The sequence below is a fragment of the Streptococcus sp. CCH8-H5 genome (assembly GCF_001556505.1).
GTDB lineage: Bacteria > Bacillota > Bacilli > Lactobacillales > Streptococcaceae > Streptococcus.
This window is the reverse complement of record NZ_LSIZ01000045.1, coordinates 1-262: the sequence shown is the minus strand read 5'-3', so window position 1 is coordinate 262 and position 262 is coordinate 1. Positions and strand designations below refer to the sequence as shown.

Annotated in this window: 1 pseudogene; it reads right to left on the bottom strand. The window is 45.8% G+C overall.

The annotated features are described in order from the left end of the window. A pseudogene (locus AX663_RS04170) lies at window positions 1–262 on the bottom strand (glucosyl transferase); the annotation flags it as partial.

Here is a 262-nt window from a genome sequence, read left to right as displayed (position 1 = left end):
CTTGCAGTTGTTGAAGCTGTTTCACTGGCAGTTTCAGAACTTGCTGTAGAAGTTGAGGCTTGTTCTGAGACATTTGTGGTGTTTTCTGTGCTAGCCACATTTTCAGTAGTAGCAGGAGCTTCGACAACCTTTGTTTCTACGAGGTCTGCTGTGGTTTCCACATTGGCAGTGGTAGCAGCAGTCACATCAAGGTTTGATGAGTTATCAGCTTTAGCTTCCTCAGCGAAGGCAGGTCTTGCGATAAAGGCAAAACTTGCAAGAG